Source organism: Galbibacter pacificus, from assembly GCF_029603165.1.
Lineage (GTDB): Bacteria > Bacteroidota > Bacteroidia > Flavobacteriales > Flavobacteriaceae > Galbibacter > Galbibacter pacificus.
The window spans coordinates 1-24319 of sequence record NZ_JAQSVC010000002.1 but is presented as its reverse complement, the minus strand read 5'-3'; the positions used below and the strand labels follow the sequence as shown (position 1 = coordinate 24319).

At 37.7% G+C, this 24319-nt stretch carries 28 protein-coding genes; 14 read left to right on the top strand and 14 right to left on the bottom strand.

Going from position 1 to position 24319, the window contains the following annotated elements; all coding sequences use genetic code 11:
* The first annotated feature begins 4 nt into the window (after positions 1 to 4).
* The gene (locus PSF86_RS04680) at positions 5 to 910 is read left to right on the top strand and encodes a bifunctional metallophosphatase/5'-nucleotidase (RefSeq protein ID WP_277898899.1); all 906 of its coding nucleotides are present in this window, start codon (positions 5 to 7) and stop codon (positions 908 to 910) included.
* Here PSF86_RS04680 and PSF86_RS04675 read toward each other — a convergent pair.
* Both PSF86_RS04675 and ligA read right to left on the bottom strand, forming a co-directional pair.
* Positions 894 to 1574: a lysoplasmalogenase family protein gene (locus PSF86_RS04675; protein WP_277898898.1), complete on the bottom strand. Its 681-nt coding sequence runs from the start codon at positions 1572 to 1574 to the stop codon at positions 894 to 896. The two genes, PSF86_RS04680 and PSF86_RS04675, sit on opposite strands and share 17 nt — an antisense overlap.
* On the bottom strand, positions 1571 to 3565 hold the full coding sequence (ligA, locus tag PSF86_RS04670; RefSeq protein WP_277898897.1) for an NAD-dependent DNA ligase LigA: 1995 nt from the start codon (positions 3563 to 3565) through the stop codon (positions 1571 to 1573). The genes PSF86_RS04675 and ligA overlap by 4 nt, the downstream gene beginning before the upstream one ends.
* A gap of 470 nt (positions 3566 to 4035) precedes the next feature.
* Between ligA and PSF86_RS04665 the strand changes: the two genes are divergently transcribed.
* Both PSF86_RS04665 and PSF86_RS04660 read left to right on the top strand, forming a co-directional pair.
* Entirely contained in the window at positions 4036 to 4530 is a 495-nt protein-coding gene (locus PSF86_RS04665; RefSeq protein ID WP_277898896.1) for an RNA polymerase sigma factor, read from the top strand.
* Complete coding sequence (locus tag PSF86_RS04660; protein ID WP_277898895.1) at positions 4530 to 5147, top strand: DUF8845 family protein; 618 nt, start codon at positions 4530 to 4532, stop codon at positions 5145 to 5147. The genes PSF86_RS04665 and PSF86_RS04660 overlap by 1 nt, the downstream gene beginning before the upstream one ends.
* 18 nt (positions 5148 to 5165) lie before the next feature.
* Here PSF86_RS04660 and PSF86_RS04655 read toward each other — a convergent pair whose 3' ends face one another.
* The 4 genes from PSF86_RS04655 to PSF86_RS04640 all read right to left on the bottom strand — a co-directional run bounded on the left by PSF86_RS04655 (position 5166) and on the right by PSF86_RS04640 (position 7728).
* Positions 5166 to 5618, bottom strand: coding sequence for a lipocalin-like domain-containing protein (locus PSF86_RS04655; RefSeq protein ID WP_277898894.1), 453 nt, complete (start codon positions 5616 to 5618; stop codon positions 5166 to 5168).
* A gap of 96 nt (positions 5619 to 5714) precedes the next feature.
* Positions 5715 to 6197, bottom strand: a complete 483-nt coding sequence (locus PSF86_RS04650) for a YdeI/OmpD-associated family protein (RefSeq protein WP_277898893.1) — start codon at positions 6195 to 6197, stop codon at positions 5715 to 5717.
* Between the two features lie 27 nt (positions 6198 to 6224).
* On the bottom strand, positions 6225 to 7028 hold the full coding sequence (locus PSF86_RS04645) for a lysophospholipid acyltransferase family protein (protein ID WP_277898892.1): 804 nt from the start codon (positions 7026 to 7028) through the stop codon (positions 6225 to 6227).
* Positions 7029 to 7086: 58 nt separating this feature from the next.
* On the bottom strand, positions 7087 to 7728 hold the full coding sequence (locus PSF86_RS04640) for an NUDIX hydrolase (RefSeq protein WP_277898891.1): 642 nt from the start codon (positions 7726 to 7728) through the stop codon (positions 7087 to 7089).
* Here PSF86_RS04640 and PSF86_RS04635 point away from each other — a divergent pair, their 5' ends adjacent.
* Positions 7729 to 8457, top strand: coding sequence for a peptidylprolyl isomerase (locus PSF86_RS04635; protein ID WP_277898890.1), 729 nt, complete (start codon positions 7729 to 7731; stop codon positions 8455 to 8457).
* 309 nt (positions 8458 to 8766) lie between these two features.
* Here PSF86_RS04635 and PSF86_RS04630 read toward each other — a convergent pair whose 3' ends face one another.
* Positions 8767 to 9378, bottom strand: a complete 612-nt coding sequence (locus tag PSF86_RS04630; RefSeq protein ID WP_277898889.1) for a trimeric intracellular cation channel family protein — start codon at positions 9376 to 9378, stop codon at positions 8767 to 8769.
* Positions 9379 to 10122 (bottom strand): RDD family protein, encoded by a 744-nt coding sequence (locus tag PSF86_RS04625; RefSeq protein ID WP_277898888.1) that lies wholly within the window; start codon positions 10120 to 10122, stop codon positions 9379 to 9381.
* Between the two features lie 31 nt (positions 10123 to 10153).
* Between PSF86_RS04625 and PSF86_RS04620 the strand changes: the two genes are divergently transcribed.
* The 8 genes from PSF86_RS04620 (at position 10154) to PSF86_RS04585 (ending at position 18090) form a co-directional block, all read left to right on the top strand.
* Positions 10154 to 11131 carry a stage II sporulation protein M gene (locus tag PSF86_RS04620; protein ID WP_277898887.1) on the top strand — a complete coding sequence of 326 codons (978 nt, stop codon included), beginning with the start codon at positions 10154 to 10156 and terminating at the stop codon, positions 11129 to 11131.
* Positions 11118 to 12056 (top strand): hypothetical protein, encoded by a 939-nt coding sequence (locus tag PSF86_RS04615; protein WP_277898886.1) that lies wholly within the window; start codon positions 11118 to 11120, stop codon positions 12054 to 12056. Before PSF86_RS04620 ends, PSF86_RS04615 begins: the two co-directional genes overlap by 14 nt.
* Before the next feature lie 7 nt (positions 12057 to 12063).
* A complete protein-coding gene (locus PSF86_RS04610; RefSeq protein ID WP_277898885.1) occupies positions 12064 to 12816 on the top strand; it encodes a DUF4129 domain-containing protein in 753 nt (250 codons plus the stop codon).
* A complete protein-coding gene (locus PSF86_RS04605) occupies positions 12813 to 14012 on the top strand; it encodes a DUF4350 domain-containing protein (protein WP_277898884.1) in 1200 nt (399 codons plus the stop codon). Before PSF86_RS04610 ends, PSF86_RS04605 begins: the two co-directional genes overlap by 4 nt.
* A gap of 5 nt (positions 14013 to 14017) precedes the next feature.
* On the top strand, positions 14018 to 15046 hold the full coding sequence (locus tag PSF86_RS04600; RefSeq protein ID WP_277898883.1) for an AAA family ATPase: 1029 nt from the start codon (positions 14018 to 14020) through the stop codon (positions 15044 to 15046).
* 146 nt (positions 15047 to 15192) lie between these two features.
* Positions 15193 to 16524, top strand: a complete 1332-nt coding sequence (locus PSF86_RS04595; protein ID WP_277898882.1) for a DUF58 domain-containing protein — start codon at positions 15193 to 15195, stop codon at positions 16522 to 16524.
* A 108-nt stretch (positions 16525 to 16632) separates the two neighbouring features.
* The gene (locus PSF86_RS04590; RefSeq protein ID WP_277898881.1) at positions 16633 to 17061 is read left to right on the top strand and encodes a DUF2141 domain-containing protein; all 429 of its coding nucleotides are present in this window, start codon (positions 16633 to 16635) and stop codon (positions 17059 to 17061) included.
* An 87-nt stretch (positions 17062 to 17148) separates the two neighbouring features.
* The gene (locus PSF86_RS04585; RefSeq protein WP_277898880.1) at positions 17149 to 18090 is read left to right on the top strand and encodes a LysR family transcriptional regulator; all 942 of its coding nucleotides are present in this window, start codon (positions 17149 to 17151) and stop codon (positions 18088 to 18090) included.
* Between the two features lie 69 nt (positions 18091 to 18159).
* Here PSF86_RS04585 and PSF86_RS04580 read toward each other — a convergent pair whose 3' ends face one another.
* Together PSF86_RS04580 and PSF86_RS04575 are read right to left on the bottom strand one after the other, a co-directional pair.
* On the bottom strand, positions 18160 to 18357 hold the full coding sequence (locus PSF86_RS04580) for a hypothetical protein (protein ID WP_277898879.1): 198 nt from the start codon (positions 18355 to 18357) through the stop codon (positions 18160 to 18162).
* A 126-nt stretch (positions 18358 to 18483) separates the two neighbouring features.
* Complete coding sequence (locus PSF86_RS04575) at positions 18484 to 18852, bottom strand: DUF805 domain-containing protein (RefSeq protein WP_277898878.1); 369 nt, start codon at positions 18850 to 18852, stop codon at positions 18484 to 18486.
* 156 nt (positions 18853 to 19008) lie between these two features.
* On the opposite strand from PSF86_RS04575, the gene PSF86_RS04570 reads away from it, so the two are divergent.
* Positions 19009 to 20271: a D-alanyl-D-alanine carboxypeptidase/D-alanyl-D-alanine-endopeptidase gene (locus PSF86_RS04570; protein ID WP_277898877.1), complete on the top strand. Its 1263-nt coding sequence runs from the start codon at positions 19009 to 19011 to the stop codon at positions 20269 to 20271.
* A 2-nt stretch (positions 20272 to 20273) separates the two neighbouring features.
* Here the strand turns inward: PSF86_RS04570 and PSF86_RS04565 are convergent, their stop codons facing one another.
* The 4 genes from PSF86_RS04565 to PSF86_RS04550 form a co-directional block, all read right to left on the bottom strand.
* On the bottom strand, positions 20274 to 21074 hold the full coding sequence (locus PSF86_RS04565) for a TIGR00266 family protein (RefSeq protein WP_277898876.1): 801 nt from the start codon (positions 21072 to 21074) through the stop codon (positions 20274 to 20276).
* Positions 21075 to 21145: 71 nt separating this feature from the next.
* A complete protein-coding gene (locus tag PSF86_RS04560) occupies positions 21146 to 22051 on the bottom strand; it encodes a helix-turn-helix domain-containing protein (RefSeq protein ID WP_277898875.1) in 906 nt (301 codons plus the stop codon).
* A 27-nt stretch (positions 22052 to 22078) separates the two neighbouring features.
* Complete coding sequence (locus tag PSF86_RS04555; RefSeq protein WP_277898874.1) at positions 22079 to 22345, bottom strand: Atu4866 domain-containing protein; 267 nt, start codon at positions 22343 to 22345, stop codon at positions 22079 to 22081.
* Positions 22346 to 22450: 105 nt separating this feature from the next.
* Positions 22451 to 23293, bottom strand: a complete 843-nt coding sequence (locus tag PSF86_RS04550; RefSeq protein ID WP_277898873.1) for an SDR family oxidoreductase — start codon at positions 23291 to 23293, stop codon at positions 22451 to 22453.
* Between the two features lie 339 nt (positions 23294 to 23632).
* Between PSF86_RS04550 and PSF86_RS04545 the strand changes: the two genes are divergently transcribed.
* The gene (locus PSF86_RS04545; RefSeq protein ID WP_277898872.1) at positions 23633 to 24166 is read left to right on the top strand and encodes a lipid-binding SYLF domain-containing protein; all 534 of its coding nucleotides are present in this window, start codon (positions 23633 to 23635) and stop codon (positions 24164 to 24166) included.
* Positions 24167 to 24319: the final 153 nt, after the last annotated feature.

Here is a 24319-nt window from a genome sequence, read left to right as displayed (position 1 = left end):
CATCATGAAAAGAAGGCAATTTATAAACCAAACTGTTGCAAGCACGGCTTTTATTACTGCAACGGGCGTATCGCTTTCGGCATGTGGTACAACGCGTAAAAAACATATTACCATCCTGCATACCAACGATGTGCATAGCCACATAGACCCCTTCCCGCCTACGCATTCACGCAACCCAAATCAGGGCGGTGTTGCCAGAAGGGCTACTTTAATTGAAAGCATACGAAAGGAAAACCCGCACACACTGCTTTTGGATGCCGGAGACATCTTTCAGGGTACGCCATATTTTAATTTTTACGGTGGGGAAATCGAGTTTAAATTAATGAGCATGCTTAAATATGATGCCGCCACATTAGGAAACCATGATTTTGACAATGGTGTAGACGGACTTTATGCCCAATTGCCCAATGCTTCTTTTGAAATACTGAACGCCAACTACGATTTTTCCAATACCATTATGGATGGCCATGCCAAACCTTATACCATTTTTATAAAAGATGGGGTTAAAATTGGGGTCTTTGGACTGGGCGTTGAACTTAACGGGCTGGTAAACAAAACGCTGTACAAAGAAACCAAGTATCTGGATCCGGTTGAAAAGGCACAAGACATTACCAGCGTCCTCAAAGAAGAAAAACAATGCGACTTGGTTATATGCCTTTCGCATTTAGGCTATAAATATCAGGACGACAAAGTTTCGGATATTGTCCTGGCAAGAAATACCCAAAATATCGATTTAATTATTGGCGGACATACACATACGTTTATGGACAAGCCCGTCGTGGAGACCAACAAGCAAGGAAAAAAGGTACTTATTAACCAAGTAGGCTGTTATGGCATTTATTTGGGGAGGATAGACTTTTACCTGGACAACACAACGGCCAATTCCAACGGGATTAGTATAAGCGTTTAAACCTGAATTTAAAAGTGGTAACAAACCGCATCAGGAAAAAGTAGCCCACTACCCTGGCCACAACCTTGGTAAGGTCGAAAATAAACATTTCCGAAACAAAATTATCGATGGCCATAATTATCTCTACCACAAGGTAACACAATGCAATAATGACCAAATAGAGGTTTACCTTTTCTTCATTATTAAAGAAATTAACCAAGGAGAAAATTGTAAAAAGGCTCAATATTACCGAATACACAATAATAAAAGGATAAAGGTCGCCCATTTGGCCGCCAAAAATATCTTTTATGGAATAGTTAAAATAAATAAACCAAAGAATAATTACCGGGATGGCCGAAAATATAAGTTTCTTTAAATCGAGGTTGTTAATTGCCGAAAAGCATACATAAATATATATTATATGGTTGATGCCAAAAACGCTCAGGAATATTTTTGCTGCGGTACTACTGTGCCAAAGCAAAAAAATATCGCCTATTAAGCCCGTAGCCAATATTGCGCACGGAATAATATGGTGCCTCGGTGAAAAAAAATAATAAAAAAGAAAAACCACAATAGGAATACTCACCCGGGCAATATTCTCTATTAGATTAAGGTCTATGACCTCTGCGATAAAATATATGGCACTGAGGCCATAAAATAAACTTAGAATTTGCTTTTTGTTCATATCATATCCAAAAACTCTTCTTCAGAAATAATGGAAACACCCAGTTTTTCTGCTTTTTCTTTTTTGCTGGGACCCATATTGTCTCCAGCCACAACATAGTTGGTTTTTGATGATATGGACGAAGATACTTTTCCGCTGTTATCCTCTATCAGTTTTTTAAGTTCGTTTCTAGATACCTTTTCAAAGACTCCGGACACCACAAATGTAAGTCCTTTTAACCTATCGGTAATATTTTCAAGTTGTTCTGCCGAAATTTCCAGTTGAACGCCATAATTACGTAACCTGTTGATTATATGCACGTTTTTTTCATTTTGAAAAAACTCCACAACACTTTCGGCTATTTTAATTCCTATTTCGTCTACCTGTACCAATTCTTCAACAGAAGCTTTCGTAATAGCATCAATAGATTTGTATTCCTTGGCCAGTTTTTTGGCAACTGTTTCGCCTACAAACCGTATTCCAAGAGCAAACAATACCCTTTCAAAAGGAATTTCTTTTGACTTTTCCACGCCTTGGATCAAATTTTCTGCCGATTTTTCCGCCATCCGTTCCAAGGGCACGATGTCTTCTTTCTTCAACGTATACAGATCGGCATAATTTTCAATAAGTCCTTCTTTAAAAAGCAACTCTACGGTTTCCCCGCCAAGGCCTTCTATGTCCATGGCCTTACGGGAGATAAAATGTTGTATGCGCCCTGTAATTTGGGGAGGGCATCCGTAGGTATTGGGGCAGTAGTGCTGCGCTTCGCCTTCTTTCCTTATCAACGGCGTACCACATTCGGGGCAATTGGAAATATATTCAACCGGGTCGGCATCGGGATCGCGTTTTGTAAAATCCACAGCCACGATCTTTGGAATAATCTCCCCACCTTTTTCCACAAAAACCTCATCGCCTATGCGCACGTCCAGTTTTTCTATCTGGTCGGCATTGTGCAACGATGCTCTTTTTACGGTAGTTCCTGCCAATAATACGGGTTTTAGGTTTGCCACCGGGGTAATTGCCCCCGTTCGCCCTACTTGGTAAGTAATACTTTCCAGCACGGTAGAAACCTGTTCGGCCTTAAATTTGTATGCCATGGCCCAGCGCGGGGCCTTGGCGGTATAGCCCAGTTCTTCCTGTTGCTCGAAACTATTTACCTTTACCACAACACCGTCTATTTCATATGGAAGTTCGTGGCGGTGCTTGTCCCAATGGTTTACAAAATCCATTACCTCGGCGGTAGTTTTGCACAATTTGGCCACTTCGGGCACTTTAAAGCCCCATTCTTTGGCCTTTTTTAAGCTTTCAAACTGACTTTCTATACCTAAGTTTTCGCCAGTGATATTGTACAACAAACAGTCCAACGGGCGTTTGGCAACTTCTGTGCTGTCTTGAAGCTTCAAGCTTCCGCTGGCCGTATTCCTGGGGTTCATATACGGTTCTTCACCGGTTTCTATACGGTCTTGGTTCATTTTTGCAAAACCTTCCAGGGGCAGGACAATCTCCCCACGTATATCAAACTTTTTAGGGTATTTACCCCTTAACCGCAGTGGCACAGAACGAATTGTTTTTACATTGTTGGTTACATCGTCGCCCTGAAAGCCATCGCCCCGCGTTACCGCGCGCACCAAAATACCATCTTCATACGTTAGGCTCATCGAGGCCCCGTCATATTTTAATTCGCAGGTAAACTCCACCTTAACATTTCCTAAAATACGTTGCATGCGCTTTTCCCAGTCTTCCAGGTCTTCTTTAGAATAAGAATTGTCCAAAGAATACATCCGGTAGGTATGCTGTACCGTTTTAAAATTTTTAGTAACCATACCGCCAACGCGCACGGTGGGCGAATTGGCATCGAAATATTCGGGGTGCTCGGCCTCCAACGCCTGTAGTTCCTTGAGCTTCACATCAAACTCATAATCAGATATTTCGGGGGTATCCAATACATAATAATTATAGTTGTGCTGTGTAAGTTCCTTGCGCAATAAGGCTATTTTTTCTGCTACGTCCACGTTGAAGTTAAATTAAAATGGTTATGAAGAATCATCTAAAAAACAAATATAAGGTTCCCGGACTAATTTTTACAATTTATAATGGCCATCTGTATGGGTGTTTTTTAAAAATTTCCTTCGGAAGAAAATAAAAGAAGTATTATTTCAATAATTACTTTTATATAGTGGCAATGTTTTGATGCAATGCCCAAAAAACTGAAAAAATATACAAAAGACAAACAATTAGCCATACAGATAGTCTAAAGCAATACACAAGAATACCAGAGTAGTGCACGAGAATGCAAAAGCAGTGCATGAGAATAGCAGAGCAATGCACAGGAATGCCAGAGCAATGCACGGGAATACCAGAGCAGTGCACGGGAATGTCAGAGCAGTGCATGAGCATACAATTTAATAAGAAGCCATATTAAAGTTGTAACAATCTTGTACCTTTAGCTACTAATAAAATAAAAAACACTTAAACCCTATTTGTGACACAAGAACTGGAACATAAGTTTGTGAGTGAATTGGAAGAAAACCAGAATATCGTACATAAAATATGTAAGATATATACCGATGACCCAGAGGCCCACAACGACCTGTTCCAAGAGATTACCATACAACTGTGGAAGGCCTACCCAAAGTTTAGAGGCGATGCCAAGTTTAGCACATGGATGTACCGAATAGCTTTAAACACTGCCATTACCCTCTACCGGAAGTCGAAACGGCAGGTAAAGACACAAGATTTCGACACTGTACTTAACAAGGTAAAAGCAAAGGAATACGACGATACCGAGGAAAAGCAGCTCCAACTGATGTATGATGCCATTAAACAGCTTAACGATATAGAAAAAGCACTTGTTTTTCTATACCTGGAAGATAAAAATTACAAAGAAATAGCCGATACGATAGGTATAACCGAAGTAAATGCCCGCGTAAAGATGAATAGGATAAAAACAAAACTTAAAAATATATTGAACCCCTGATGGACGAGTTAGATTTTTTAAAGAAAGACTGGCAAGAAAGGGAAAAGGAACTCCCCAAGCTATCTTATAACGATATTTACATGATGATGTGGAAAAAGTCTTCCTCATCGGTTAAATGGATATTCTACATTAGTGTAATAGAGCTTACATTTGGTGTTTTATTGGGCATATTTTACCACCCCTCTTTTGAGAAAGAGCTGAACCTGCCCCCTGCATACAATTACCTAACATATGCATCCAGCTTAATCATTATCTATTTTATAATTCGGTTTTTTAGAAATTACAAGCGTATTTCCACAACTTCATCGGTTAAAGGGCTTTTGGAAAATATCATTAAGGCCCGTAGGACCGTGCGGCAATATATTATTTTCAACCTTTCCTTTGCGGGTATTGTTTCTATTGGCAGTATTATCTATGTTTATATACAACAAAGCGGCGGCTGGAACAGCTTTGCGGCCCAGGCCACGCCCAAGGACTACCTTGTTATTTTTGTCATATCGGTTTTGGCCACTGCCATTATCATTGGTTTCTTTTTAGGGATATATTACCTTCTTTATGGCATATTAATGCGGAAACTTAAAAGAAATTACAACGAAATCAAGAAAATGGAGCTTTAAAAGCACCGGGGACAGCTTCTATTTATCCCCGTTTGTTGTAATGAGGGTTTTTTCAAACCTATAGCCGCAGCCCTCCACGCAGGCAGGCTCTATAGGGGTAAGTTCCAAGATGGATTCATTATACTTTATTTTGGCCACCAGTTTTCCATCGGCAATCTTTAGGGGCTCATCAAGGGTATCGCATGCATAGTTGAGCGTTAACTGGTTTTCATTTAAAACATACGTGCCCGTATCGCATTTAGAGAATTGAGAAGACGTAAACGTGCCATTTTTTAAAAAAGTATATGTATAAATCCCTTCGGCGGTTTCCCAATCTCCGGTTCCGTCTCCCGTATCCATATAGCTTTCAGTCAACTGCCATGTTCCAAGAATCGAGCTGCCGTTTATGGTGGCATTGTCGTCATCGTCACTGCAACTTTTCAACAATATTGCATACACTATAATAACGGATAACTTTAATATACGTTCCATCCCTTTTATTTAGATGAAGTTTTTATGTTTTGGTTGCGTGGTATACTACCAGGAATTATAAACTTTCTTTCAACCACACGGCATAATATGAAGCATTTAGGGTTTATCCCTGCCAATAAACCTTTCTTTACCGTTTAGGAAGTTTATGGCACGTTTTATATTTCTTTGGATGATCTCCTCGGTTTTTAGGGATGCTATATAACGTACAATTTCTTTTTGCAATGAAGGGGGAAGGCCCGTAAATACTTTTTGGGCATTTTTGTCTTTGTTCAAGGCCTCCAATAGTTTTGGGTGCGGCTTGATGGTCCTGTCGCTGGGATCGTATTCAATAGTTATTTCAACGGTTTCGCCAATACGTTTCGGAGAATTTTTCAACATGGCCGTGTTGACATAAAACCGCCAGTCGCCTTTATATTTCACCAATGTCTGCACATACTTTTTTCTGTTAATGGTACCACGAATGGGAACAGGGCCTTTGTTTTTCCCGGCTTGTTTAAAAATTTCCGTCAATATAGCTTCAGGAACATGCACAAATGGGTTAATCCCGATAATTTCTATGGTCGCTTTAAATACAAGCATGGAAGTTGTTTAAATACGGGCAATCCATCAATACTTCCATTTTCTGGTTTTGTTAAGATCTTCCATTTCTGCAATGGCCTGTTCGGGGATAACTTTTAGAAAAGATGGGTGCTGCTCTATGGCGTATTCTATTTTTTCTACAATCTCATTAATGGATTCGTTCTCGTAGTCTATTTCCAAGGGTTCTTTTATTACCATGGACTGAAGGATGCCTTTTTTCTTTATACGGAGCCCCTTCCTGTCGAAAGAGCGTCTAAAACCATCTATAACCACCGGGATTACAATAGGTTTGTATTGTTTAATAATGTGTGCAGTCCCTTTCCTGATGGGCTTCCAAGGTCTTGTTGTGCCTTGCGGAAAAGTTATTACCCAACCGTCTTCCAGTGCCTTTTTTATATTAGAGATATCGCTCATTTTAACCTGCCTGTTTATATCCTGCCCTCCGGCGCGCCAAGTGCGTTCTATACTTATGGAACCGGCATAGGCAAGTATTTTGGGGAGCAGTCCCGATTTCATGGTTTCCTTGGCCGCCACATAATAAATATTAAGTTTTGGCTGCCATAAATAGGTTACATCCTTAATGGAGTCACCGCGTCCGCTTAAGCTGGCATTAAACACATGGAACATGGCCACTACATCGGCAAAATAAGTTTGGTGGTTGGAAACAAAAAGGACCCCGCTTTCCGGAAGGTTTTTTATAACCTCCGAGCCTTCAATCTGCAATTCGTTAAAACCGCGGTAACGCCTGTGCGTCATAAGTCCGGCAATACGGATAAGCCATTTTTTTAAAAATAATATGTGTCCGAAAGGATTTCGTTTAAACAACCCCATTGAGTTATAGTTAATAGTTTGCGTGTTAAAAAAACATCAAAAATACAAAAACTTAGCCTTACAATAGCTTTTTAAACATTTCTTTAACCTCGCTTAGCATCATGGCGGTGGCTCCCCACACTGTATAATCGTTAAGTTTAAAAGCGGGCACTTCTATGTTTGTTGCATAAGATGTGGTTAAGCTTTCCTCGAAGACCACGGTATCATCCATAAAATCGGTAAAGAGTACTTCTATAATTTCTTCAACCTCATCGTCTTGTTTTGTAAATACGAGATTATTGGTAGAAACCCCTATAAACGGCTGTACCAAAAAGTTGCTTGGCGGGATGTACACCGAAGACATTTGTTTTACCAGCTCGATTTTTTTGGGCGATACGCCCACTTCTTCCCATGTTTCCCTAAGTGCCGTTTCTTCTATGTTTTTATCAGATAGCTCTACCTTTCCGCCGGGAAAACCTACTTGGTTGGAATGTACCCCGTTGTAGGTCTTCCTTAAAATTAACAACAACCGGGTCTGTAGGGCTTCATCTGGATAAAAAAGGCTTATTACACCTGCTTTTCGTGGGTTTTTATTTTCTAGCTTTAACTTTTCCAGTTCCTGTACCCGGATGGCAGGGGCCATTTTATTGTGCGATTCTTGCCCGGGTAGCGGCATATTTTTTATTTTTGGAATCAAATCGTAAAAATCAGTAAACTTCATATGCAATATTATACCGTTAGAGCATTTACAATATTACTACTATTTATTTTATCCGCTTGCGGCAATTCCTCTAAAAAAGAAAAGGGAACCAGTAGAGAAAAAACAAAAGATACCGTTAAAATAGATTCGGCCGCCATTAAAAAGGCCCAAAAGGAAAAAGAAGAAGAAAAAAGGTTTGTACTGACCGAAGATAATGCCATTCCGTTTTTATTTGAATATCAAAAAGAACACAAGGAACACAAGGTGCGCATACGTACTTCTAAAGGCAGTTTTGTAATAGATTTATATGAAAAAACGCCGTACCACCGGGCCAACTTTATTTATTTGACAAAGAAAGAATATTTTAACGGTACCTATTTTCACCGGGTGGTAAAGGACTTTATCATTCAAGGAGGAAATACCGATATGGTTTCTACCGCAAAGCGGAGGGACAGCATTGGGTTTTATTTATTGCCCCCAGATACCCGAAAAGGCTATACACACAGCAGGGGAACGGTTTCCATGCCAAGTAGCGACGATGTGGCAAACCCGCATAAACTGGCTTCTCCTTATGAGTTTTTTATTGTTACGGCAAAAAATGGAGCGCATCATTTGGATGGGAAATATACGGCGTTTGGTAAAGTTGTTTCTGGAATGGATGTGGTTGACAAAATAAACAATGTGCCCACCGGGGACGATGAATGGCCACTAACGAACGTTGTAATAAAATCGGTCGAGATTATTGAATAATATTACGGGTGCTGGTTTCAGTTTTTTTTAGTTGTTACACTGTTATGTTGTTGAGATTTGAGGGTTTAGAGTTCAAAGGTTAAAATTGATCTAACAACAATCAACGAGTAAAGTTCATCACTTCGAGTCGCTTTTTCGATGTTCACATTACTTGGCCTATTAACTAATAACAATTAACCTTTTCCCTAGTCACTTTCCCCTTTTCCCTTATCACTATTCGAGGTTTGAGTTTTTTCGTTGGACTATTAACTAATAACAGTTAACATTTCTCCGAACCTTTGAAACTTTGAACCTTTGAATTCCGAACCTCTACTCCTCTTTTCCATAAACCGAGGGGAGCTGCAATTTGTATTTAACGGCCAGCAACCGCACTAGAATAACAACGATTATGGGAATTGCAAACACAATATTGCTTTTAATATTAAACAGTGTTAAAACAAAATAACTTATCCCGCCCAAGATACAGGCCGTTGCATAGATTTCTTTTCTAAATATCACGGGGATTTCATTACACAGGATATCCCTCAATACCCCGCCAAAACACGCACTTATGGTGCCCAATGCAATGCACATAATGGGGTGCAGTCCTGCCGCTATCCCCTTTTCTACGCCCACAACGGTATATAGCCCAATACCAATGGTATCGAAAAGGAACAGCGATATATTAAGGTATTTTAATTTACTTCTGAAAAAAACGGCAAAGAGCACGGTCCCGATTACCACATACATATAAGTAGAATTTATTAACCAAGTAACCGGTTTTACGCCCAAAAGTATATCGCGCACGGTTCCCCCGCCCAAAGCAGTTACAAAGCCAATAATAAAAATGCCAAAAGCATCAAGGCGTTTGTTCATGGCAACCATAACTCCCGAAATGGTAAAGGCCACCGTACCCAATAAATCAATGATATAATAAAACATTTACATATGTTGTGTATAGTAATTATAATCTTTTAAAACAATTCTCACAAAGGTATGTGTTTCGTTATGAACGGGAGTGATTCCCGTAACTTCCACTATTTTCTTTTTTAGTTTTAGCATCATTTTATGGTCGGATGCCAATCGGGCCCTTTCAAATGTTTCCTTGATAATCCTTGCGTCGTTGTCCGACAGTTTTATTACCTGCGGATAGGTGGGCTTGTAATCTTCCTTTAAATTTTCAAGAATGGTATGGTCTATGGTTACCTTGTCTTTTAGGCTAATTACAGAAGTCCCGGCAGTAATATCGCCCAGGCGCTGGTTTTTGTCGCTAATTATAATGGAGACCAAACCTATAATTCCGCTCATCATATTAATATCTATAATCCTAAAAAACCACCTTACAATATAATCGGGAAACGACGCTTGGTAACCATCTATTTTTACTACTTTTATTTTTACTACTTTTTTCCCGATGGTCTGCCCTTCTAAAACCGATTCAAAAATTAGGGTATAAAAAATTATGGGCAGTAAAAAAACAATAATAATAGCCGCTTGCGACCACTGGTCCATTTGTTTCATTATGTCCCACAACCCCAACACGTTAAATATTACATAACCTATTGTCGATGCATAGGCTATTTTGATAAGAAAATCAATCCCGTATGCCAGAATCCGCTCTCCTACCGAAGCCGCTGTAAACATTATGTTTACATTTTGTGTTGTGTTAATTTGTAACTCTGACATTTTCTTGCTTATTTTAGACTTTTTATTCTACATGAGAGAAGTCGCATTTATCAAGCAAAATAAAGAAAAATGGCTCAGTTTTGAAAAGGCTATTTTCAATAATAGATTTAAAGATCCCGACGATCTCGCTTCCCAGTACGTACATTTAATCAATGATTTGGCATATGCGCAAACATATTATCCTAAAAGTAAGGTAATTAAATATTTAAACCAGTTGGCCGCCAAAGCTTTTCAGAAAATTTACAGGACCAAAAGGCAGGACACCAATAGGTTTGTAACTTTTTGGAAAGTTGAAGTCCCGCTTATTGTTTATCAATATAGACGTTACGTGGCCTATGCGTTTATTTTATTTTTATCGTTTGTTGCCATAGGTGTTATTTCGGCCGCCAACGACGATGCTTTCATCAGGTTGATATTGGGCGACGATTATGTGAATAAGACCTTGGAAAACATTCAAAACGGGGATCCAGTGGCCATTTATAAAAGTGGTAGCAATTGGGGAAGTTTTATAGGCATTACCCTTAACAACCTTTATGTAGGCATCCGTTCTTTTATTTATGGGGTTTTTGGCGGTTTGGGAACCGCTTGGGTTTTATTGCAAAACGGTATTATGCTGGGCGCTTTTCAATATATGTTCCAGGCCGAAGGAGTTTTATGGGAAAGCATACGCGGTATCTGGATTCATGGGGCAATGGAAATTTTTGCCATTGTAGTAGAAGGCGCTGCGGGGCTTGTGCTCGGGGCAAGTATTTTGTTTCCAAAAACACTGTCCAGAAAAGAATCGTTTAAAATTGGTGTAAAAGATGGGGTTAAAATATTAATAAGCACCTTCCCCTTTACTTTTGCGGCAGGTTTCCTGGAAGGGTTTGTTACGCGTTATTCCAATGCCATGCCCCATTTCTTGTCTGTCGGCATTATTTTGCTTACGCTGGGCATCATTTCATATTACTATTTAATTTACCCAAAAACTGTATACAAAAAACTACAAAAAGCATATGCAACTCTATAAATCCAGAACTTTTGGCGATTATTTTTCTGATACGTTTTCTTTTTTAAAACAAAACGGAAAACATTTCTATAAAAATTATTTCATTGTAAACGGCGTTTTTATCTTAACGCTGCTGGTGGTCGTTTTTATTTTTTCAAAATTGTATACTTCCTATTTAACTTTTGACTCGTACAGCACACAAAACGGAGTTTTTTCTCCCAGCTTTATAGATAACAACCCCATATTGTTTTTATTGCTGTTTCTTGCCTTTTTTGGACTTTTATTGCTTGTTGGAATAATAAACTATGCCTACACCCCTATCTATTTTATTTTATACGAAAAACATACAGGGTACAATTTTACAAAGCAGGAAATTATAAAAGCCCTGAAAGCAAATGCCGGGAAATTTTTTATATACCTTCTCGCCGGACTGCTTTTGGCCATTCCGGTTTTTATTTTTGCCTTTATTGCATGTACCGTACTTATTGTTACCATAATTGGCATACCGTTGGTATTAATTGTTCTATCATGGCTGGCACAGTTTTATTTTATTGCCTTTATAGAATACCTAAAAACCGATAAAGGGGTTTTTGACTGTTTTTCTTACAGCTTTTCCATGGCCTTTAAAAAGTTTTGGGCAACAAACGGCTGTGTTTCCCTGTTTTATATTATCGTTCAGGCCGTACAGACCATTATAACCATGATTCCCTATTTAATTGCCATGGGGGCCATTGTGGTTGGCGCAGATAGCTATACAGACACTTCTCAACAAACCACCGTTCCGTTTGTAACCATTATAACGGCAATTTATGTGCTCTCTTTTTTTCTGAATTTATTCCTCATTACCGTTCTTCAAATGAATCAGGGGATAATTTATTTCAGCTTAAAAGAAGATACAGAAAGTATTAATGCCAAAAGCATAATTGACGAAATAGGAACCTCTTAAAATAGATATGAAGCTTAAACCACTATTTTTATTTTTACTAATAGTATACGGAGCCATTTATTCGGGCTTTTCGCAGGAAACCCAGCAAAAGGTTTCCCGGGATACGTTGCAGATAGATGAGGCTGCCCCGTTGTCACGGCGTCATTATTCGGAAGATTTTAAAGAGGCCTACAATTCAGATGCGTATCAATACGAAACCACAAGCAAGCCAAACGGATGGTTTGCCCGGTTCAAGGCATGGCTTATAGACCTTGTTGGCAGGTTATTTGCCATTGAAAACCAAGTAGAGGCCGGAAGGCTTACCACTATTATTAGCCGTGTTTTTTACTTTCTGGTTGTCCTTGCGGTTATCTATTTTATTGTAAAAGCCGTTCTCAATAAAGAAGGACGATGGGTTTTCGGGAAGCGTTCCGATAAAAAAACAATCCAGTTTGAAGATGTGGAAAGCAACATATATAAAACCGATTTTAATACATTGATTGCAGAGGCGACCGCTACTAAAAATTACAGGCTTGCCATTCGGTATTATTATTTATGGCTTTTAAAGGAACTCTCTGAAAAAGAATTTATTGAATACGACGTAGAAAAAACCAACAGCGACTACTTTAACGAACTACAAAACGAAGAGCTGAAATCGAAATTCTCTTACGCATCATATCTATACAATTATATTTGGTACGGCGAGTTTTCCATCCAGGCCGAACAGTACAATACAGCATCAAACCGATTTGAAAACTTTATCAAAAATATTAAAAAATGAGCAAGACCCTAAAAATATATATCGGTATATTGGTCCTGCTGTTTTCGGTGGCCATTATTTTTGAAATGAACAGGCCAAAACCCATTGACTGGAGCCCTACTTTTAACGAAAAACACACCATTCCATATGGATTAAAAGTTTTTTATCAAGAATTGCCCGCTATTTTTTCAGGCGACAGCATTACGAACATAAAAGTAACCGCTTTTGAGTTTTTTGACAATTATTACAATTGGGCAGATTCTACATACACCATCAATGGGAATTATTTAAAAATAGACCAGTCGCTTGACATTGACAATACTTCTTATGATGAAATTTTAAGTTTTGTGGCAAAGGGAAATACGGCATTTATTTCAACTGAAACATTTCCGCAACTATTAAAAGACAGCCTTCATTTTAAAACAGCAAATAAATTCGATTTCAAGGGAGATGCTCTTTTTACCTTGTCCAACAATGCTTTTAAAAACGACTCCTTAAAAACAGAAAAAGGGTTGAGCAATATTTATTTTGAAGAATTGGACAGTGCCAATACTACCGTTTTAGGCTACCAGCACTTTAAGAAAGACCATATAAATTTTGTAAAAATAAAGTATAAAAAAGGTACCGTACTCTTGCATACACAACCCTATTTGTTTACCAATTATTACCTATTGAGAAAAAATAACTACAAATACGTAGAAGACCTTTTATCGTATATACCAGAAGGCACGGTATATTTTGACACGCAGAACAAATATGGCGCAGAAACAATATCTTCATCGTCATTGCGGTATGTTTTTAGTCAAAAATCCTTAAAATGGGCCTGGTTGCTGGCGCTTTTGTTCGTAACCACTTTTATGCTCTTTAATGCCAAAAGAAGGCAACGGATTATTAAAATTATAAAACCATTGTCCAATACCACCGTGCAGTTTACCAAAACAGTGGCCAACTTGTATTACGAAACCAAGGACCACAGCAATATAATAGATAAAAAAATAACGTATTTTTTAGAAAAAATAAGGAGCGATTATCATTTGGATACACAAGTACTCAACGATGTATTTATAAAACAGCTATCAAAAAAATCGGGAACCGATATTACAAAAATAAAGCAATTAACAAACTTCATTGTATTTTTAAAATCCAAAGACACGCATACGCCTCAAAATGTAATCGACCTAAATAAACATATTGAAGAATTTTATCAGAAAAAATAAAAAACATGGATATATCAATGGATAATCAACCGGAAAACCAAGACCCGCAAAAGAGCAGCGACGACCTGTCTTTTCAAAACAGGGTCGACCTAAGCGAGCTTCAACAGTCTGTAGACCAAATAAAAAAGGAACTTGGAAAAGTAATCGTTGGCCAAAAAAACATGATAGACATGTTGTTGACCGCCCTTTTGGCAAACGGACATGTTTTAATTGAAGGGGTGCCCGGAATAGCAAAAACCATTACGGCAAAATTATTGGCAAAAACACTTACTGTAGATTTTGGCAGGATTCAATTTACACCAGACCTTATGCCTTCGGATATATTGGGGACTTCTATTTTTGATTTAAAAAAATCGGAATTCGAATTTAAAAAAGGACCCGTTTTTACCAATATGTTGCTTATAGACGAGATTAACCGGGCCCCGGCAAAAACACAGGCCGCCCTTTTTGAAGTAATGGAAGAAAAACAAATTACCATTGACGGGCAACGTTACCTGTTACCGCCGCCATTTATGGTATTGGCTACGCAAAACCCAATAGAACAAGAAGGTACCTACCGTTTGCCAGAAGCCCAATTGGACCGTTTTTTGTTTAAAATAGATATTGATTATCCTTCTTTGGAAGAAGAAATTGAAATTATCGAGAGGGAGCACGAACTAAAGGAAAATAAAAAAATCGATAAGGTTACCCCTTTTCTTTCTTCGGAAGCCGTGGTTAAATATCAAAAAATTGTAAACGATATTATTGTTGAACCGCATTTAATAAAATACATTGCACAGCTTGTCAACAATACCCGGAACAATGAATTTTTATACATGGGGGCCTCGCCAAGAGCATCAATTGCCATTTTAAAAGCTTCTAAAGCTTATGCCGCCATAAACGGAAGGGATTTTGTTACCCCAGAGGACATTAAGGCCGTTGCGCTTTCTGTAATTCAGCATAGAATTATTATTACCCCCGAAAAGGAAATGGAAGGGATTACGGCCAAGCAAATTGTAGGGCAGATTATTCAAGCAATTGAAATCCCGAGGTAATCTCGTTAATTGATGAATAGTTAAGTGTTATTAGTAAAAATGGAAGAGAGAAAAAGGAAAAGAAAATCGTTAATTATTAATTGTTAATTGATGTTAGTGAAGCTAGCCTTAAACTCTCAACTCTCAACTCTAAAACAAACAAAACATTGAAATTTATAAAATCCCTATACATAGAAAACCGGTTTTATTATCTCGCAAGTGCTATTGTGGTGATGTTTATATTGAGTTTTGTTGTGCCATGGCTTTTCTTTATTTCGCAAATTGCACTGTTTGCATTAGGAGCTTTCTTTTTGTTGGATATATTGATTCTTTTCTTTGTTAAAAAAGGGCTGGTAGCACACAGGGAAACCCCGGACAAGTTTTCAAACGGAGATGAGAACGTTATTTTAGTCCATCTGGAAAACCGGTATAATTTTCTTATAAAAACAATTATTATTGATGAGATCCCCGAACAATTTCAGCTTAGGAATTTTAAACTATCCAAGAGCTTAAAGCCACACGAATTACAAACTTTTCAATATAAATTAAGGCCTACACAACGTGGCGAATACCATTTTGGGTACTTAAATGTGTATGTAATGAGTTTTATGATGCTGGTGAGCAAGCGTTATAAATACAACAATAAGGCTATGGTACCCACTTATCCGGCCTTTCTTCAACTTAAAAAATACGATTTGTTGGCCATTTCCAACAACCTGCATATGTACGGTATTAAAAAAATGCGCAGGATCGGGCATACCATGGAGTTTGAGCAAATTAAGGAATATGTTCAGGGAGACGATATTAGGACCATAAACTGGAAGGCCACCGCTAAGAAAAACCAGTTAATGGTTAACCAGTTCCAAGACGAAAAATCGCAGCCCGTCTATTCCGTTATCGATAAAGGACGGGTCATGAAAATGCCCTTTAACGGCCTAAGCCTACTGGATTATGCCATTAACGCCACCCTTATAATTAGCAATGTTGTATTAAAAAAACATGACAAGGCTGGCATGTTTACATTTTCGAAAAAAGTGGAGAACACAGTGGTTGCAGAACGCCGTAATAGCCAAATGACACTCATTCTGGAAACGCTTTACAATGTTGAAACAGATTTTTTTGAAAGTGATTTTGGCAGACTTTATGCAGATGTAAAAACTCACATCAACCAAAGAAGCTTAATGTTTCTATATACCAATTTTGAAACACTGGACGCCCTTCACCGGCAACTTCCTTATTTAAAAGCTATAGCCAAAAACCATTTGTTGGTGGTTGTTTTCTTTAAAAATACTGAACTCGACCAGCTCATTAATAAAAAAACGCATATTATTGAAGAAATTTACGACAAAGTAATTGCCGAAAAGTTTGCTTTTGAAAAGAGGTTAATTGTAAACGAGCTAAAAAAATACGGTATCTACTCCATTCTCACCACTCCAGAAAACCTTACCATAGACACCATTAATAAATACCTGGAAATAAAAGCCCGCGGACTTATCTAAAAATATACAGCTCATCATAAAAAAATAACAACTCGGTAATTAAAAATAGCATCAAGGCTTTTCATTTAAGTTCTTTGAGACATCAATTAATCTAAAAAGAATTACATTATGAAAACACTCGCTTTATTTTTTGCGTTCATCACTTTACATACATTGAACGCCCAACAAACTCCAAAGGATACCTCTGGAATTACTATAGATGTGGTAATAGAAAACATAACCAATAACAACGGTAAAGTGCTTTTATCATTAAACACCAAAGATACGTTCATGAAAGGTATGGGCATTATGAACCTCCAAAGTGATATTAAAGACGGAAAGATCCATGTTCAGTTTACAAATGTACAGCCCGGAGAATATGCAATTGTGGCGTTACACGATGAAAATAACAACAAACGTATGGATTTTGACACCGGGGGAATGCCCATGGAAAGTTATGGCATGTCCAACAATGAAATGACATACGGACCGCCACAATTTAGCGATGCTAAGTTTATTGTTGAAAATAAGGACCTTGCGTTAAACATCCGTTTCTAAGTTTATAATTAGGTTTTTAAATGATTTACAACTGCAACTATAAAATTTTCTAATAGTTTTGTACTTTTGTGCCCAAAATTATAAAGAATGACCATTACCCAATTACAGTACGTTCTTGCAGTTGCAGAACATCAAAACTTTACACATGCCGCAGAAAAAAGCTTTGTTACACAGCCTACGCTTAGTATGCAAATACAAAAGCTTGAGGACGAATTGGACATATTGATTTTCGACCGGGGCAAAAAACCCATCCAATTAACGGCTGTTGGCCAAAAAATAGTTGAGCAGGCCAGAAATATTGTTAATGAATCTTATAGAATTCAAGACATTGTAGACCAAGAAAAAGGGTATATTGGCGGCGAATACCGCTTAGGCATTATACCAACGGTGATGCCAACAATTTTACCATTGTTTTTAAAGAATTTTGTAAAAAAATACCCAAAGGTAAATCTTAAAATAGAGGAACAAAACACGCAAACCCTTATTGAAAAACTAGAAGACGGGCATTTGGATGCGGCCATAGCAGCCACCCCTCTGGACAATGAAAACATTAAGGAACGGGTACTATATTACGAACCCTTTGTTGCTTATGTTCCTGATAACCATAGGCTGAACCAATTAAAAAAGGTAAAAGTTGGAGATCTGGACATTGATGATATTTTACTGCTTGAAGACGGACATTGCTTTAGGGACGGCGTCATTAACCTTTGCAAGTCTAAAAAAGGTTTCAAGGAAGATAAATTTCAATTGGAGAGCGGCAGTTTTGAAACCATGATGAAGTTAGCCGATGAAGGCTTGGGAATGACATTGTTGCCCTATTTACATACGCTTGATATAAGTGAAACCCAAAAAATGCACCTGCGTTATTTTGAAGAGCCCAACCCCGCAAGGGAAGTAAGTTTAATTTACCACAAAAGTGAATTAAAAATGCATATTACCGAGGCATTAAAAGATATTATTTCAGGCGTTGTAAGAGGAGCTATTGCTTTTCAAAATGTAAAAATTATCAGTCCGATACATAAAAAGTAATGGAAATTGAAAAATGAGCCCGTATACGAAAAAGAGGCTGTCTTACTTAGACAGCCTCTTTTATTTTTTTTATTGTTTGAAATAAATTAAACATTTAGAAAGTTCGGGTTTTCCCTGAATGTAAAAATTAAGCCAAATTCTTAATTCATCCAATTCGTAAGGTAGTAACCTTTTGGCGGCTTTTTCCAGTTCTCTACAAAAAAGTTTAGGATCGAAACTCACCTTTTGCAACACCGTTTTGGTGTACTCAAACATAGCTCTTGCCATTTTAATTCAAGTTTAAATTTTTAGGTTGGTTTAAAGTTAACGCTATAATTTAAGCAAAATTGTTGGATAAGCGTTAAAATAAATTTTCATTTGTTAAATTTACTCACTCGCAATCTCAAGTACAGGTTAGGCATTCCCAATCTCAGATAGTTCTTCATAATTGCCAATAGTCTTAGGGTTGGGGCCATATTCATTTCCGCCGGGGTTTCCTTCGGCAAATAAAAGCCAAAAACCATACAGAGGTATTAATTGGTACCATCCACTGTTTCCGAGGTCATGGCAGCGTTTTGTGTTTTGCGCTATATTAAACCATGCTACCGGAATGTAGAAAACCCAAAACAATAAACTTATGCCTGTAGCATCTGTTTTAATTAAGGTGACTAATAAAGAGGTTATAAAAATTGACAAGAAATAGCCAAAGACAGCTATTATTACACTTAATCCATATTCGGTCCTGCGAATTCTTCCATGGAAGGAAAAGGGGTTTTTAAACATTAGTAATAAGATTTAGGTTGATACCAAATATAAAAAAATATATTACATACCGAATATTTTTCCGACGAATGGTTAGTATTTTTCCTGCAAATTAAAAATATCGTTACATTATCCTCATTTTTTTATTAATTTTCATTTTTAAACTATTTGCATCAAATGAAAAAAAACCTCCTTCTCTTTCTTAGCATTGTTACAATTGGTTGCGCTTCCCATAAAAAACTTGTTAAAACGACCACCGATAAGCTTGAAACCGACTTTTTTAAAAATCAGTTTACTGGCTTTTTTGTTTATAACCCTAAGTCTGGCGATACTATTTTTAATTACAATGGCGAAAAGTATTTTACCCCGGCCAGCAATACCAAAATATTTACACTCTATACGGCCCATACTTTATTGCCAGAAAATCTTCCTGTATTAAAATACATAGTAAAAAATGGGCAACTATATATCGAGGGACTCGGAAACCCCACCACTTTACACCCTTATGTAAAGGACAGTTCGCTAGTTAAGTTTTTAAAAAACCAGAACAATATCAAGCTTTATTACAATAATATTACCGACCACCGCTACGGACCGGGATGGTCCTGGGACGACTTTGATGCTTATTATGCCCCAGAAAGAAACCCTTTGCCACTATATGGCAATGTAGTTACCTTGGCACAGACCGACTCGCTATATGCCTCGCCGTTACTATTTAAGGATAGCGTAACCCTAGCCAAGACCAAGTACCAAAGAGCTATGAAAAACAACCATTTTTATATTGACCCAGAAGAAAAAGACACTATTGAGATTCCCTTTATAACCGACAACCTTACCACGAAACATATATTGGAAAACATTGTTGAAAAGCCTATAGCTATTACAAACGAATTTCCTAAAGGGGGAAAAACCACTTTATACGGTATAAAAGCAGATACGGTTTATAAAAGAATGATGCACATAAGCGATAACTTTATTGCCGAACAATTGTTAATTCTTTCATCTTCTATGCTAAGCGATACTTTAAGCAGCAATAAGGCAAGAGATTATATATTGGATAATGAACTTTCGGGCATACCACAAAATCCAAGGTGGGTAGATGGTTCTGGCTTGTCAAGGTATAATTTGTTTACACCGCAATCCATGGTATTTGTACTTAATAAACTATACAAAGAAATACCGACCGACATTTTATTTGATATTTTTCCAACGGGAGGGGAAACCGGAACGATTAAAAATTATTTTAAGGGAAACCCAACACCATATATCCATGCAAAAACGGGCACGTTGAGCAATAATTATTGTTTAAGCGGTTATTTAAAAACCAAATCGGGAGAAACGCTTATTTTTAGTTTTATGAACAATCATTACAGAGGCGGCAGTACCGATGTAAAAAAACATATGACCCCTTTATTGGAATGGATTCGCGACAATTATTAAAATTAAAATCTATTATCGCCATCCAGCATATCTCCCAGACCTCCTAAAATACTGCCTTCTCCTTTATTTTTGCCTCTTTGTTGTGGTGCGGCTGCAAAAACACGACTTGCCAGCCTACTAAATGGCAACGATTGGATATAAACCACTCCCGGGCCGCGTAAAGTTGCATAAAACAGCCCTTCGCCACCGAACACCGTATTTTTAATGCCCCCAACAAATTCTATGTTATAATCCACGTCTTTTGTAAAGCCAACAATACAACCCGTATCTACTTTTAAAACCTCGCCTGGAGCCAGTTCTTTTCTGGCCAATGTACCACCAGCATGAACAAAAGCCATTCCGTCCCCTTCCAATTTTTGCATTATAAAGCCTTCGCCACCAAAAAAACCGCGCCCTAATCTTCTTGAAAATTCTACCCCGATGGAGACTCCTTTTGCAGCACATAAAAAAGCATCTTTTTGGCAAATAAATTTACCTTGGTACCTCGTAAGGTCTATAGGCACTATTTTTCCTGGGTATGGAGAGGCAAAACTCACCTTTCGTTTGGCAATATCGGTATTCAAAAAAGCGGTCATAAAAAGACTTTCCCCTGTCAACAAGCGCTTTCCCGCAGAGAACAGTTTACCCAAAACCCCGCGCTCTTGGTTAGAGCCATCACCAAAAATAGTATCCATTTGCAAACCACTGTCCATCATCATAAAACTTCCTGCTTCTGCAACAACGGCTTCTTGTGGATCCAATTCTATTTCCACATATTGCATTTCTTCGCCATATATTTGGTAATCTATTTCATGTGCTATCATAATAAAATATGTATTAATTGATTTATTGGGTTAGTAGTACAATTTATTAAAATGTTACATAAAAAAATAAATCAATTGTACAGTTTTCTAAAAGCTAGGGGCGAAAGTTTTGTCTTGCTCTTAAAAAGCCTGCTAAACGATTGAGAATGCTCAAAGCCCAAGGTATAAGCTATTTCACTAACCGACAAACCCGTTGTTGAAAGTTTTTCCTTGGCCTTTTCTATTAATTTTTCATGGATATGTTGTTGAGCATTCAACCCGGTAAGGGTTTTTAACATGCTACTTAAATAATTTGGCGACATGTGCAATTGTTCGGCGGCATCATGCACGGTTGGAAGTCCTTTTTCCATAATTTCTTCCTTGTCAAAATAACCCGACAATAAATCTTCCATTTGACTTAAAACCCTGTTATTGGAAATGTTACGCGTTATAAACTGCCGTTGGTAATAACGCTCGGCATAATTCAACAAGACTTCAATTTGGGAAACAATAATGTTCTGGCTGAATTTATCTATGCTCGATCTATATTCTCTTTGGATGTTCTTGAGAATGCCAATCATCATATGTTCTTCCTTTTCTGACATAAACAGTGCCTCATTTACAGCATAACCAAAAAAATCATAGTTTTTAATCTTTCTGGCCAAAGAGGTATTCCATAAAAAATCAGGGTGGATCAATAAAAGCCATCCCGTTGCCTTAACCGGAGAGCTTTGGTCGAGTTCTACATGTAATACCTGTTGTGGAGCTATAAACGACAGGATTCCTTCATCAAAATCGTACTCCTGTTGCCCATACCTTAGTTTTCCCCTTACATTTCTTTTTAGCCCGATGGAATAATAATTTTGAGTCCACCGTATTTCCCGAAGATCCAAAGGGTAGCGTAAGTTGCCATAATTCACCAAGCTCACCAACGGATGCTCCGGTTTTGGCAAGCTTACAAACTGATGATAGTTGCTAATGGTTTTGAATTTATACATTTTCATCTTCTTTTGTAAATTTAACAATCAATTTGCTTTCAGAAAAGCCATAAACCCGTGAAATAACATTCCGTTTTTAATTTCCCCCTCGGCCGTAAAACCAGAGTCGTCAATATAATCTATTCTATTCCCGGTAACGCGGTATGTGCCTTGAAATACTTTTTTTTCTGTTCCCCTTGCCTGCTCATAGCGGTAATTGGGAAATAATTCGTGTAAGATATCACCTTCCCTGGTAATCCAGGTTCCAATATAATCTTTTGTTTCTTCTATGGTCTTTGTTTGAAATTTGTTCATAATGTTAATTTTTAAATATGGTTGATCTAAAAAATTAATGTGATGCATTAAAAAAGATACCCTAAATAGAAAAGGCCATTTGAACATGGGTTCAAACATACTTTTTTAACGATCGTAAGCTGTGGCTGTTGCCAAAGCCTGATATGCCGTCATGTCTTTTTGGACCTGCTCCAGTTTTGCATGAGCCATATCATAAGAATCCTGCCCTAAAAACAAATGTTGTGGCGGATTTCCATTCTCTGCCACCTCAATAAGTACAGTGGCAGCCTTTTCGGGGTCTCCTAACTGGTTCCCTTGTATTTCGTTTATATGTTTTAACTCCAATTCTCTGGCCTCTGTATAATCGCTTATCGGTTTTTTAGGGCGACTTAAAGAATTCTTTTGCAGAAAATTTGTCCTAAAATATCCGGGATAAACAATGGTTGCACTAATCCCAAAAGATTTAACCTCTGCCGCCAAAGCTTCTGTAAAACCTACAACGGCATATTTTGTGGCACAATAAATTCCCCAGCCCGGAAACGTCCCTATAAATCCAGCTATGGAAGAAATATTAAATATGCTGCCGCCTTTATTGGCACGTAAATGTGGCATGGCATTGCGTATAACGTTTAAGCAACCAAATACGTTTACCTCGAAATTTTGTCGTACCTCGCGGTCGGTTAATTCTTCCAATGTGCCTATTTGCCCATAACCGGCATTGTTTACAATTACGTCTATCTTCCCAAATTTTTGGACAATATTATTAATTGCCGATAAAACACTTTGCTCGCTCAATAAATCTACCTGAAGAGGTAAAAAGTTATTGTCCTCCCCTACTGCACTTAGCAGGGCTTCTTTATTTCTTGAAGTAGCCGCTACCTTATAGCCCTTGTTCAGTAATTTTTGCACTAGGACCAACCCCAATCCTTTTGATGCCCCGGTTACTAACCATACTTTTTCGTTGTTCATAGCTCTATATTTTTAATTTTTTAAAAAATGATACACTACAAAGTTCTATGGATTCTTGCATCCATATGTAACCAAATCAATGATTGTTGTAACAGAATTTATGTTTTGCTTTTTTTAAGGTGAAGTTGGAGCCTCTGTCCATTCCATAAACTAAACAATAATACTTGATGACGATTGCATTAAAAAAAACATCGAAAGCGTTAATAATGACCAATCTTAAACTATAAATTGTTAATAAATATGGAAATTTTGTTATATCTTTAAAACACTGAATTTAAACGATTTACAATTCCATAAAAATTAAAATAAAAAGAGTATTAATATAAAAACTTTTTTATTATGCAGACATTAAAATTGTATTCAACAATAATTTGTTTATTTATAACATTTATAGGCTTTTCGCAAAGCGAGAAAGACCAAAAAATTATATCTGATGCCGAAACGGCTAGGCAAGACCTACAAAAAACAGATAGTGGCCTTGAACATTTTTTTGACAATGCCTCTGGGTACGTTATCTTCCCAAATGTTGGCGAAGGAGCCTTTATTGTAGGGGGAGCCTCTGGAAATGGTGTAGTTTATGAAAATGGTGCCGCCGTGGGAATGGCGAGCCTTAAAAAAATAGATGTGGGGCTTCAGGCCGGTGGCCAGGAGATTACCGAGATTATATTTTTTGAAACCGAAGATGCCCTTAACGAATTTAAACAAGGGGTTTATAAGTTTTCTGCTGAAGCTTCGGCAATAGCTGTAAAAAAAGGAGCTGCCAAAAATGCCAATTACAACGACGGGGTTGCTGTATTTACAAAACCTAAAAAAGGGCTAATGGCAGATTTATCGGTAGGTGGCCAGAAATTCAAGTATAAGCCATTTGAATGATAAACAGCGTACAAATAAATTGATATCTAATAGAAGCCGTCTCATTTCACAGAATGGGGCGGTTTTTTAATTTGGTGTCTTTGACCTCTTAATTTTCTATTTTGGTGAAGGGATAAATTTTCCAAGTGGCCCTATGCCGCTTTTTTGCGCATA

Excerpts from the sequence above, each read along its gene's own strand:
- PSF86_RS04680 (WP_277898899.1), top strand. The coding sequence starts at position 5 with ATGAAAAGAAGGCAATTTATAAACCAAACTGTTGCAAGCACGGCTTTT.
- PSF86_RS04675 (WP_277898898.1), bottom strand. The coding sequence starts at position 1,574 with ATGAACAAAAAGCAAATTCTAAGTTTATTTTATGGCCTCAGTGCCATA.
- PSF86_RS04660 (WP_277898895.1), top strand. The coding sequence starts at position 4,530 with ATGGACGAGTTAGATTTTTTAAAGAAAGACTGGCAAGAAAGGGAAAAG.
- PSF86_RS04655 (WP_277898894.1), bottom strand. The coding sequence starts at position 5,618 with ATGGAACGTATATTAAAGTTATCCGTTATTATAGTGTATGCAATATTG.
- PSF86_RS04650 (WP_277898893.1), bottom strand. The coding sequence starts at position 6,197 with ATGCTTGTATTTAAAGCGACCATAGAAATTATCGGGATTAACCCATTT.
- PSF86_RS04645 (WP_277898892.1), bottom strand. The coding sequence starts at position 7,028 with ATGGGGTTGTTTAAACGAAATCCTTTCGGACACATATTATTTTTAAAA.
- PSF86_RS04640 (WP_277898891.1), bottom strand. The coding sequence starts at position 7,728 with ATGAAGTTTACTGATTTTTACGATTTGATTCCAAAAATAAAAAATATG.
- PSF86_RS04635 (WP_277898890.1), top strand. The coding sequence starts at position 7,729 with ATGCAATATTATACCGTTAGAGCATTTACAATATTACTACTATTTATT.
- PSF86_RS04630 (WP_277898889.1), bottom strand. The coding sequence starts at position 9,378 with ATGTTTTATTATATCATTGATTTATTGGGTACGGTGGCCTTTACCATT.
- PSF86_RS04625 (WP_277898888.1), bottom strand. The coding sequence starts at position 10,122 with ATGTCAGAGTTACAAATTAACACAACACAAAATGTAAACATAATGTTT.
- PSF86_RS04620 (WP_277898887.1), top strand. The coding sequence starts at position 10,154 with ATGAGAGAAGTCGCATTTATCAAGCAAAATAAAGAAAAATGGCTCAGT.
- PSF86_RS04615 (WP_277898886.1), top strand. The coding sequence starts at position 11,118 with ATGCAACTCTATAAATCCAGAACTTTTGGCGATTATTTTTCTGATACG.
- PSF86_RS04610 (WP_277898885.1), top strand. The coding sequence starts at position 12,064 with ATGAAGCTTAAACCACTATTTTTATTTTTACTAATAGTATACGGAGCC.
- PSF86_RS04605 (WP_277898884.1), top strand. The coding sequence starts at position 12,813 with ATGAGCAAGACCCTAAAAATATATATCGGTATATTGGTCCTGCTGTTT.
- PSF86_RS04600 (WP_277898883.1), top strand. The coding sequence starts at position 14,018 with ATGGATATATCAATGGATAATCAACCGGAAAACCAAGACCCGCAAAAG.
- PSF86_RS04590 (WP_277898881.1), top strand. The coding sequence starts at position 16,633 with ATGAAAACACTCGCTTTATTTTTTGCGTTCATCACTTTACATACATTG.
- PSF86_RS04585 (WP_277898880.1), top strand. The coding sequence starts at position 17,149 with ATGACCATTACCCAATTACAGTACGTTCTTGCAGTTGCAGAACATCAA.
- PSF86_RS04580 (WP_277898879.1), bottom strand. The coding sequence starts at position 18,357 with ATGGCAAGAGCTATGTTTGAGTACACCAAAACGGTGTTGCAAAAGGTG.
- PSF86_RS04575 (WP_277898878.1), bottom strand. The coding sequence starts at position 18,852 with ATGTTTAAAAACCCCTTTTCCTTCCATGGAAGAATTCGCAGGACCGAA.
- PSF86_RS04570 (WP_277898877.1), top strand. The coding sequence starts at position 19,009 with ATGAAAAAAAACCTCCTTCTCTTTCTTAGCATTGTTACAATTGGTTGC.
- PSF86_RS04565 (WP_277898876.1), bottom strand. The coding sequence starts at position 21,074 with ATGATAGCACATGAAATAGATTACCAAATATATGGCGAAGAAATGCAA.
- PSF86_RS04560 (WP_277898875.1), bottom strand. The coding sequence starts at position 22,051 with ATGTATAAATTCAAAACCATTAGCAACTATCATCAGTTTGTAAGCTTG.
- PSF86_RS04555 (WP_277898874.1), bottom strand. The coding sequence starts at position 22,345 with ATGAACAAATTTCAAACAAAGACCATAGAAGAAACAAAAGATTATATT.
- PSF86_RS04550 (WP_277898873.1), bottom strand. The coding sequence starts at position 23,293 with ATGAACAACGAAAAAGTATGGTTAGTAACCGGGGCATCAAAAGGATTG.
- PSF86_RS04545 (WP_277898872.1), top strand. The coding sequence starts at position 23,633 with ATGCAGACATTAAAATTGTATTCAACAATAATTTGTTTATTTATAACA.